Raw genomic sequence first — 10462 nt, 5'->3', positions numbered from 1 at the left:
TTTCTTCTTTATACGAAAATCTATCATTGATCTCTTGTAGAAACTCATGATTATGGGTGTAAGCTATACCAGTTTCGTACATTGCTTGGTATAATTCACTATAGGGAAGATGAAAGTGCTGGGCATTCTTAAATTCATTATCGATATCATATGGAATTTTCCTGAATCTCACATCCCCAATTCCAGCTTCATCAATTTCAAGAATAGCGTATTGTGCACGAATATCCGTCCTCAACTTTTCCCATTTGTAATGCGGTTGTCCAACCGACCCTGGATTAATAATCAGCTGTCCCGCGCTGCTATACCGATACAATTGTTGGTGGGTATGACCATATATCGAAATATCGTAATCTTGATCAAATAACTGATCGAAGGCTTCCTGATTATTTGTCGGACGCAAATCCGCTCCATAATTTTTCTCTTGAAGATGGTGAGTAAGACTAATCGATACATCATTGATATTCTTTGTTATTTGTAATGGCAGATTTTTGATACGATCTATATTCTTCGTATCTAAATGTTCACACTGATATTGCACTAACCTAGAAATATAAATATCCGTCGGATTATCCAAATCAATCTCTTTATTTAATACATCAAGGAAGCAATCTTCCCAATTTCCCTTTACATAAACAGAAACATTCATAGATTTTAATGTTTCAAATAGTTCATTTGCTCCAGGACCCGGCATAATTAAATCTCCTAAAAACCAGCTATCCGTAACACCCTCTTTGATGGCATCTTCAGCTACTGCCTTTAAGGCACTTGCATTTCCATGAACATCTGCTAATAAGGCAATTCTATGTTTCATCTAATCTCCCCCATATGATTGACAACATAAATGAAATCGAACACTCCATGAATGATATTATTGAACACAATCATTCCATAGAATAAAGCCGATTTCCTTAAGTAAGTATGCACTCATGTTGGCGTACTTACCCATTCATATAGTATATCCCTTATGAATCACATGGTAAATTTTTGATATATGCAAGTACGTAAATAACAACTCTGCAATCAGCTTCTAGTAATCTAATTAGCACAATCGAAGAAATGTTAAGTAGGGAATCTTCTATCTAAAACGTTAGTACCCTCCCGAATCAGTTCTATATTTACTCCAATTTATTGCTTTGTCTCTGTCGTTGCTTATCCATGAAACTAATTGGATTTAACGGTCTTTTGATCCTTGAGACCCACCAATCCAGCTTGGTATTTGATGATTAGCAGCGCTTCAATATCTAATGACTTGAACAGGCGTATGGTATTATTAGAATGCTCAACAAAATTCAAATAATATTAAAAATATATCTCACAGGTTTTCTTGACATTAAATATCTTCATAGAGGTTGATGCAGTCAAAAGGATCGCTTTTATTTATATGAATTTTTATTGCTTCGTAAATAAAGGAAACATTTTCTTAAAGATTCCACTCATTTATTTCCTGTACTATCATTATATTAAGATAATCTTCTAAACATTCAATAATGACAGGGAAGGATGAGTTTATGTTTTCTATTATTATGGCCTACTTTTTACTCTATAGCTTCTTAGGCTGGGTATGTGAAGTGGTGTATTGCTCTTCTCAGGAGAAACACTTTGTTAATAGAGGATTTTTATCCGGGCCAGTCTGTCCGATATATGGCTGTGGAGCAATAGCTGTTCTATTTTTCTTAGAACCCTTTCATACAAATGTATGGCTCACATTTCTTTTCGGAGCAATAGCGGCCAGTTTAATAGAATATATCACCAGCTATCTGCTTGAACGGATATTCAAGCTGCGATTATGGGATTATTCTACGTATGCCTTTAACCTGAATGGCCGCGTCTGTCTGAAAAACTCCACCTTATTTGGGTTATTGTCGGTCGCATTGATTTTTATCATTCATCCAGCCATGCAACAGGCCATTCGTTCACTGCCAGAATACACACTTCAAACCGTCGTTTGGTTATTGTTCACGGTATTGATGGTTGATTTCATCACCACCATCAGCTCTTTTGTGGATTTACGAAAAAAAGTCCAAGAGGTGTATCAATTACTGGAGGATATTAAAGGAGAGTTTGAGAAGAATAAATATTTGATAGACGAAGAGTTTAACCAAAGGAAAGAGGAATTCTCTATTGAACTAGCACACCGGATAAAACAGATGGAGGCGCGAATCAGCTTACTTCTAAACACAACAAACGCTCAGCATAAAAGAATTTTGCAGGCATTTCCTAAACTTCAGTCACGTTCGTATAAACAACTAAAGTTCAGCAAGGTCAAGGATGAATTAAAGAAAATTTCACTTGAACGATTGAAGAAATGATTACATAAAAGGTTCCTCCTCGTTTTTAAACTTAGGAGGAACCTACATATATGGAAGTCCGTTAACTTAAAACAATCATCCATGGTAACGTATTAGGCAGTCATACAATAATTCTCCGCTCCCTAGATTCCATTCGATTCAATCACTTTTTTGTACCAATAGAAGCTGTCCTTTTTGATGCGCCGCAGGTCATGAGTGCCTTCTTCATGCTGATTGACATAAACGAACCCATAGCGTTTTTGAAAACCGTTCAGCCAGCTTAGCAGATCCGTGAAAGACCAAACACAATAGCCAAGCATGTCTACTCCGTCTGAAATGGCATCCTGAATGGCTTCAATATGAGCTTTCAGGTATTCAACTCGATAATCATCATGAATCGTGTCGTTTTCCTCTACCTGATCGAATTCACCGAGACCATTCTCACTAATCAAAATCGGCAGGTCATATCGATTCGTGATCCGGCGAAGGGCCACCCTTAATCCTTGCGGGTCAATATTCCAATCCCAGTTCGTGCGCTCTAGGTTCGGATTCTTCGTCGTTTTGAACAAGCCGGGGATACCTGAATCCGTTGATGTCCCTTTAATGCCGGTCGTATTCATTTCACCGGCGCCTACTCCTTCTTCCAGCGTGTTCACTTCAAAGGTCGTGCTTTGGTAATAGTTTAATCCCATGAAATCTGGCTTGCCTTCTCTTAAGAGTGCAAAGTCGCCTTCTTCCACTTCAGGCGCAAGGCCTTCCTCAGCCAGGTAGTTCCACGATGCCCGCGGATATTTCCCCCACGTATAAATATCCATCCACCAATGGCTGTTTAAATCCTCCGCATTTTCAGCTGCCAGTATATCCTGCGGCCTAGATGATGCCGGATAGGCTGGAGAGTAAGCGAAGCTAGGACCAATCTGGCCATCTGGTACATACTGTCTGAATGCCTTGATGGCACTGGCATTGGCAAGGTTTGCGTGATGATTCACCTGATAAAACAGCTTCGTGTCTTTTAGACCAGGCGGATGGGATCCTTCATTATAGCCATGGCTTGTAAAGATATTTTGTTCATTTAAACTGACCCAGTACTTCACACGATCGCCGAAGCGCTTGAAACATTCCACGCTATAATTCGTGAAATCCTCAATAATTCTGCGAGATTCCCAGCCGCCGTATTCGTCCTGAAGAGCCTGCGGCAGATCCCAATGATACAAAGTCAGAATAGGCTCAATTTGATAATGAAGCAATTCATTAATGAGGTCATCATAAAAGGCGATGCCCTGCTCATTCACCTCGCCTCGTCCATCTGGAAAAATACGCGGCCAGGAAACAGAAAATCGATAGGCCTTCAAGCCCATTTCTGCCATTAAACGAACATCTTCCTTATAGCGATGATAATGGTCGACAGCCACATCTCCTGTCGTTCCCTTAAATGTCTTACCAGGAATACGAACAAATTGATCCCAATTGCTGACGCCTTTTCCATCTATATTCCATGCACCTTCAACCTGATAGGCAGCAGAGGCTGCCCCCCATAAAAAGTCCGTCGGAAACGGTTTCTTTTTTGTATGCATAAATAAGTATTCTCCCTTCCTTTTGCTCCATTATCACTTACAAGATCTGCTCAACATCTTCCGAAATCAATGGAAAGTCCTTCTGACGCTGCAGAAAATGATGCAATGCTCCAATTAAATTAGAGTCATTGCCAAACTGACATCGTTCCACTTTAACCGTTAAGCCCTCTGACTCATATTTCATTTGCTGTAAGGTTTCATTGATTTTCTCGATAAAGCCCTCACGATGACTGATCGCCCCTCCAATCAAGATTTTCTCCGGGTCGAGGATGAACTGTAGATTATAGATGCCGACCGCGAGGCGACGCATAAATTTATCAATTTCGTCCTGTACATCCACGTCTCCCTTTTCAGCCATTTCAAAGATTATCTTGCCTGTCAGGGCTTCGGGTTCAAGATCCTTTCTCTTAGCAACCTGTTTAATCAATCCGCCTACCGCCGCTAAGGAACTATAGGTTTCGACTGGGTTGGAACCGAGATAGCCTTCCATTATCATATAGCCGAATTCCCCGGCAAAACCGTTCTTCCCATGTCGAATCTCCTTATTGAGAACGACTGCACCGCCTACGCCTGTGCCAATCACAAGGCAAAGAAAATCGTTCACATCCTTTGCTGCGCCAATCCAGCCTTCCGCCAATCCAGCACAATTTGCGTCATTTTCCAGTTCAACTGGCAAACCTGTCCTGCTTTGAAGAAGCTCTTTCATATTGGGACCATGAATATACGGAAGTGCGGTAATCCCCTCAATGATTCCGCTTTCGACATTCACGGCACCTGGCATACTAACAGCCAGCCCTGTTAGGGGGTAGGTTTCCTTGAACTTATCCACAATCCCCCCTATTGTATCGATAAATAAAGCAAGACTTGCTTTAGGAGTAGGAAGGGAGGATTTTTCAATGAAACCGCCCGTTTCATCCATAAGAGCATATTTAATGGCAGAGCCTCCAACATCTAGTACCGCATAGTAATTCATCATATAACCTCCACCAATCCAATTTTCTTTCTTTTTCATTGGAATCTCGTCTTTGTATCTAAGAAGCAGACAATCTAGCAAAATTTGCTTAACACGATTCTCTGATAATTATTTCTGAGTCTATAAAGACCGGTTTTAGTTGGGATCGGTCATTAATTAAATCATCAAGCATATAGGCGGATAACTTACCAAATTTCTCTTTATCCTGTTTCACTGTCGTTAGTTTAGGAGAACTATACCGACAGGCGGCAATATCATCACAGCCAATTAACCGGATATCTTGAGGGCAGGTTAATCCAGCCTCTTTAATCGCTTGCAATGCCCCAAGTGCCATCATATCCGACGTAGAGAAAACAGCCTCAGGCAGCTGGTTGCTTTGAAGAATTCGCTTCATCGCCACATAGCCGCTTTCCTCATGAAAATCACCATATTGTATCCAATCCTCGCAAATCTCCAATCCAAATTGATTCATCGCATCTAAGAAACCTTGCTTCCGAAATTTAGACACGGGTGAATCAAATTTACCGCCAATGAAACCGATTTTTTTGATGGCGTGCAGGTAGAGATATTCAACCACTTTTCTTGCCAGCCCCACATTATCTGTCATGATATAACTTGCCTTTGGCCCTTTTAGCTCAATATCGATTCCGATGCATGGCAGTCCCTCTAAGGCGAGATCATAGGTCGATTCCTCAACCTCTTCTCCTGCGATAATTAAGCACCCATCCACATTGAAATGACGGCATCTTGCTAAATAACTGCCATTATCTGTATGAAATTTTTCGTTCGAAAACATGATAATATCGTATCCAAGCAGCCCCATATTTTTCTTAAAGGAAGAGATAACTTCATTAAAATATGGGTGGGTCATATCTACATTAATCCTTCCTGCATAGATTAGCCCAATCAAATTTGACTTTTTTGTTGCGAGCGACCTTGCAGAGAAGTTAGGCTCAAAGCCGCTTTGATGAATAATATCCATCACTTTCTTTTTGGTTTTTTCACTAACTCCCTCATAATTATTGATCACCTTTGAAACAGTACCTTGTGACACATTGGCCATTTGTGCAATGTCTTTAATCGTTAAATTCATGGTAATCCCTTCTACGTTTGATTGATTTTGTTCTAGTCGCTGATTTTTATTTCTGTCATAAATAATCAATTGGATAGGATTTATTATTTCACAGAACCTTCTGTAATGCTCGAAATAAACAACTTATTAAACAATAAGAATACGACTAACAACGGAACAGTTGCCCAGAATACCCCTGACATAATCATCCCAAAGTCCACATCCCGCGTATTGCTTAATTGAGCTAATGCCACTTGAATGGTGTAATTCTCCGGATCTCTTAATACAGTAAACTGCCAGAGGAATTCTCCCCATACGGCGGTGAAAACAATAATCCCAAGTGTCGCAAATGCCGGCAGAATAATTGGAACGACAATACTGCGATAAATTCTAAAATTGGAGCATCCGTCCAATTTCGCCGCTTCAATCAGCTCATCAGGAACCGATTTACTGATATATTGCCTCATCAGAAATATGCCTAAAGGGTTTAAAAAGAACAGCACCATAACACCTGGTAATGTATCAAGCAATCCTGCTTTCGATATCAGGAAATATTGAGGAATTAACCCTAATTGCGGAGGGATAATCATTGTTAACAAAATGGCGACAAAGAAAATGTTTTTCCCTGGGAAGGTGAATTTCGCAAATGCATATCCAGCCAGTGAACTAATGAGCAGAACAACGATTGTGACAATGGCACAAATGACAAAGGAGTTCCACATAGACCCAAAGAAATCAATGGAATTCAATACCTTTTGGAAATTTTCGACGAGCATATTCCCTGGTGTTATAGTTGGAGGAATGGAGTTAAAGGCTGAACTCGGTCTCGTTGCCATAACAAACATCCAATAAAACGGAAATAAAGATAACAAGGAGGTAATACCCAATAAGAGATAGACAAAGAATCTTCCGCCTGAGAATTTCCTCCTCTTTTCTGTTCGTTTCATCGTTCACCCCTCCTTTTTCTTCCAATACCAGATGTTAAGTAAACATTGATTGCCGCAAACGCTGAGATGATGATCAATAAAATAATGGCTGTTGCAGAGGCCGTTCCAAAGGATTGTAATCTAAACGCATCACGATATAAGTACATCACAATTGTCATCGCTTCATCCCTGGTAAAAGCGCCTGTACCTAAGAAGACAGTTGGTTCAGAAAATAACTGGAGTGCTCCCACGGTAGATGTAAACACCGTCAAGATAATAAACGGCTTCAGCAAAGGAATGGTTATGTACCGGAGCTGCTGGAATTTGCTTGCACCATCAATGGTGGCCGCCTCATACAAATCATTGGAGATACTTTGAATCCCCGCAAGATAAATGATGGTGTTATAGCCGACCCATCGCCAAAATACCATAATGGAAATGGCAATTTTCGTACCCCATTCTGAACTTGCCCAGCTTACCGGATCAAGTCCGGCCAGTGATAATACATAATTGGCTAAGGAGGATTCGTGGTTGCTGAACAGCACACTGAAAATGAGGGCTACTGCCACCATTGAAGTAATGTAGGGCATAAATATGGTGACTCTGAAGAAGTTCTTAAATCGCAGAAACGCCATATTCAACAAGTAGGCAAAAAGGATACCGAATACAATTTGAGGAGCGGTCCCCATAATTCCCATAACAATCGTATTGTAAACCGATTTCCAGAATAGGGGATCGGTTAGGACAAGCTTGAAATTATCCAATCCTACAGAGACCATCGGACTAAGCCCATTCCATTTTTGAAAGGCTAAATAAAAACTAAATAAAACGGGATACAACCCAATAATGGCAAAGATAATAAAGAAAGGAGCAATGTATAGATAAGCAGAAAACATATCTTTTCTTGCTTCCGATCGATACCGCTTCTTTCTCTCCTTGACCCCATTTGTGACCGTATTTGCTTTTGGCAGATTCATTATCATACCCCTTTTCCCATAAAAGGCGGGAGTGGCGCTCTTTAGTCCGAGCCACGCCGAAATCCCACCTTTACTAAACTAGTGAACTACCGACTTAATAATGCCTTGGAGCGCTTAATTGCCTCTTTCCACTCTTTCTCAGGGTCCGTTCCATTGTTTTGAACGTTCTTTAAGGCATTTAATACTTCGGAATAGATTGGGAAGTATTTCTCCCCTTTGTAGACAGCCCCATTAATATCCTGAGCCGCTTCTGCAAATACTGGTGCGGTTGATTGTCCGCCAAAGAATTCATCTTTGTTATTCTTGAAGTCATCCATTTCATAGACCGATTGGGCAGATGGGAAAAGACCCTTGTCTTGGAAGGATTTCAGCTGATTTTCTGGTGAGACTAACCATGCTGTAAATTTATAAGCTTCCTCAGCATTTTTTGTTTCACTTGGTATGGAGATGAAAGAGCCTCCCCAGTTTGCGGCAAATTCTGATGGCAATGTCGCCACTCTCCATTTACCTGAAGCCTCCTGGGCATTGCCTTCCATCCAGCCCTTTAACCATCCGGCGCCTAGTTCAGCAGCAAAATCCCCTTTATTCACGGCATTCGCCCATTCCGGCGACCACATTTCAAATTTGCCGACAATACCCATTTCATTTAGTTTCACCGCATAATCATAGGCATCTTTAACGGCATTGCCCTTCTCTTCAATCAACAACTCCCCTTTGGAATTAAGGAATGTTGTTTCAGCGCCATCCAAATAGGCCCTGAATGCCATTTCAATACTATCGATAAATACCTTTCCTGTTTTTTCTTTCACTTGAAGTCCTGCTTTTTCAAAAGCTTCAGGTGAATTGATTAAGGCAGATACCTTTTCTGGTTCAGTCGGCAAGCCTGCTTCTTCAAATAGATCGGCTCGATAATACAAGGCCTTTGGTCCAATATCAGTCGGCAAACCGATTAAGAAGTCACCACTATCGTTCTCCCCTGTTTTCCATTTCCAATCCAAGTATTGATCTTTAATATCCTTTGCGCCAAGATCATATAAGTTTTCAAAACGGTCCTGTGCCGCCTTAAACCGGTCTAGCTGGTCAATTTCAAGCATGGTAATGTCCGGTGCTCCGCTGCCGGCAGATAATGCTGTAAATAAGGCATCATGATGCTCAGCTGTCTCCGCTGACCTTACTTTAATCTTCACACCAGGATTTTCTTTTTCATATTCCTTCGCTAGTTCATCATAGTTCGTTGCACCAAATGTCCAAAAATCCAATGTTACATCGCCGTTTTTCCCATTTGCAGCAGAAGATTCATCATTGTCCTTACATGCCGCCAATGACAAAGCCAAAGCCGTTGTCAGACCAAGCGCAGCCAATTTTTTTAAACGTATCACTTGTGGTACCCCCTATTATCGTTTTATCAAGCGTTCACTCATTGAACCATCCCTGTAAAAGCATGTGAAGCCATCCTTATTCATGACTCCCTCCTTCTCCATTCAATTTTTGTAAAAGATGATAATAGCACCGCCTTTAAGGAAACCGGTTTCTATAAATCACTGTCTGTATGTAAAATAAGTACGGATGAAACCGCTTTCAATAGTGATTATAAATGTTAAATTATGAAAAAACAATAATTTTTTTGAATATTTTGCAATATTTTAGAAACCGCTTTCCATAAGGTGTTCCGCACAGAGCCAAATTCTAAAGAAGAATGGCAGATAAAACGGGTAATTGGACAAAAGTACGAGGATGTTATTCTTTAAACAAAGCTTTCATTATCTGTCCCCTTCTGCATGGTTCATAAAAAAGAAACCTCTCGTTTTATAGGAACGAAGAGGTTTCTTGCTTATATAAAATCCTACACATATTAGCTATAAGTCATTCCACCATCAATGATGACAGATTGACCAGTCATATAATCTGAATCAGATGATGCTAGGTAAGAGACAAAGGACGCTACATCCTCTGGTGTTTCAGATCTTCCGAGTGCAATGCCATCGACAAAGGCCTTGAAGGCTCCTCCTTTATCCACTTTCATGTACGGTGCCAATTTTTCATCAAGATAATCCCACATATCCGTGCCGACGATACCTGGGCAATACGCATTAACCGTAATGCCATAAGGTGCGAATTCCTGGGCAGCTGATTGGGTCAATCCGCGAATGGCGAATTTCGTTGCTGAATAAGCGCTGAGCAAGCTTGCACCTTTATGTGCGGCAATACTTGCGGCATTAATGATTTTGCCACCGCCTTGTTTCTTCATCTGTTCGCCGGCTGCCTGCAGGCCGTAAACCGTTCCAAAGACATTGATGCTGAAGATTTTTTCAAGTTCTTCAGGCGTGATATCAAAGATCGGATTCACTTGGGCAATACCCGCATTGGATACATAAACATCCACACATCCAAAAGCTTTAACCGTCTGCTCAACAAGGGAAAAAACGTCTTCACGCTTACTGACATCCCCTTGAACTGCCATGGCCATATGGGTTCCGCTTGTTTGAAGAATTTCCTGCTCAACCTCTTTCGCTTTATCGATATTTACATCATTTACGACAACGGTGAACCCATCCTTCGCCAGACGGTGAGCAATTCCCCTTCCAATTCCAGATTCAGCTCCTGTTACAATCGCTACACGTTTTGTTTCAGACATTTCGTTCACTCCTTTTT

At 40.9% G+C, this 10462-nt stretch carries 9 protein-coding genes; 1 reads left to right on the top strand and 8 read right to left on the bottom strand.

The window, feature by feature from the left end; translation table 11 throughout:
- A partial coding sequence (locus tag ACI35L_RS09920; RefSeq protein ID WP_439802804.1) for a metallophosphoesterase family protein occupies window positions 1–811 on the bottom strand: 811 nt, incomplete at its 3' end.
- Window positions 812–1508: 697 nt separating this feature from the next.
- Here ACI35L_RS09920 and ACI35L_RS09915 point away from each other — a divergent pair.
- Window positions 1509–2309, top strand: coding sequence for a putative ABC transporter permease (locus ACI35L_RS09915; protein WP_049670750.1), 801 nt, complete (start codon window positions 1509–1511; stop codon window positions 2307–2309).
- Window positions 2310–2431: 122 nt separating this feature from the next.
- Here the strand turns inward: ACI35L_RS09915 and ACI35L_RS09910 are convergent, their stop codons facing one another.
- The 7 genes from ACI35L_RS09910 to ACI35L_RS09880 form a co-directional block, all read right to left on the bottom strand.
- Window positions 2432–3862 (bottom strand): glycoside hydrolase family 1 protein, encoded by a 1431-nt coding sequence (locus ACI35L_RS09910; RefSeq protein WP_439802803.1) that lies wholly within the window; start codon window positions 3860–3862, stop codon window positions 2432–2434.
- A 37-nt stretch (window positions 3863–3899) separates the two neighbouring features.
- Window positions 3900–4838 (bottom strand): ROK family protein, encoded by a 939-nt coding sequence (locus ACI35L_RS09905; protein WP_439802802.1) that lies wholly within the window; start codon window positions 4836–4838, stop codon window positions 3900–3902.
- Window positions 4839–4923: 85 nt separating this feature from the next.
- Window positions 4924–5928, bottom strand: a complete 1005-nt coding sequence (locus ACI35L_RS09900; RefSeq protein WP_049670747.1) for a LacI family DNA-binding transcriptional regulator — start codon at window positions 5926–5928, stop codon at window positions 4924–4926.
- 83 nt (window positions 5929–6011) lie between these two features.
- Window positions 6012–6854, bottom strand: a complete 843-nt coding sequence (locus tag ACI35L_RS09895) for a carbohydrate ABC transporter permease (protein WP_049670746.1) — start codon at window positions 6852–6854, stop codon at window positions 6012–6014.
- Window positions 6851–7810, bottom strand: a complete 960-nt coding sequence (locus tag ACI35L_RS09890) for a carbohydrate ABC transporter permease (protein WP_049670745.1) — start codon at window positions 7808–7810, stop codon at window positions 6851–6853. Before ACI35L_RS09890 ends, ACI35L_RS09895 begins: the two co-directional genes overlap by 4 nt.
- Window positions 7811–7896: 86 nt before the next feature.
- A complete protein-coding gene (locus ACI35L_RS09885; RefSeq protein ID WP_082197091.1) occupies window positions 7897–9189 on the bottom strand; it encodes an ABC transporter substrate-binding protein in 1293 nt (430 codons plus the stop codon).
- A 473-nt stretch (window positions 9190–9662) separates the two neighbouring features.
- Window positions 9663–10454, bottom strand: coding sequence for an acetoin reductase (locus ACI35L_RS09880; protein WP_439802805.1), 792 nt, complete (start codon window positions 10452–10454; stop codon window positions 9663–9665).
- Between the last annotated feature and the right edge of the window lie 8 nt (window positions 10455–10462).

Source organism: Pradoshia sp., assembly GCF_051873915.1.
GTDB lineage: Bacteria > Bacillota > Bacilli > Bacillales > Pradoshiaceae > Pradoshia.
Note: the sequence above shows the minus strand (reverse complement) of the source record. Positions and strands in the feature narration are given on the sequence as shown.

Bases quoted from the DNA above. Each gene is read 5' to 3' on its own strand.
- ACI35L_RS09915 (WP_049670750.1), top strand. From the start codon at position 1,509: ATGTTTTCTATTATTATGGCCTACTTTTTACTCTATAGCTTCTTAGGC.
- ACI35L_RS09910 (WP_439802803.1), bottom strand. From the start codon at position 3,862: ATGCATACAAAAAAGAAACCGTTTCCGACGGACTTTTTATGGGGGGCA.
- ACI35L_RS09905 (WP_439802802.1), bottom strand. From the start codon at position 4,838: ATGATGAATTACTATGCGGTACTAGATGTTGGAGGCTCTGCCATTAAA.
- ACI35L_RS09900 (WP_049670747.1), bottom strand. From the start codon at position 5,928: ATGAATTTAACGATTAAAGACATTGCACAAATGGCCAATGTGTCACAA.
- ACI35L_RS09895 (WP_049670746.1), bottom strand. From the start codon at position 6,854: ATGAAACGAACAGAAAAGAGGAGGAAATTCTCAGGCGGAAGATTCTTT.
- ACI35L_RS09890 (WP_049670745.1), bottom strand. From the start codon at position 7,810: ATGAATCTGCCAAAAGCAAATACGGTCACAAATGGGGTCAAGGAGAGA.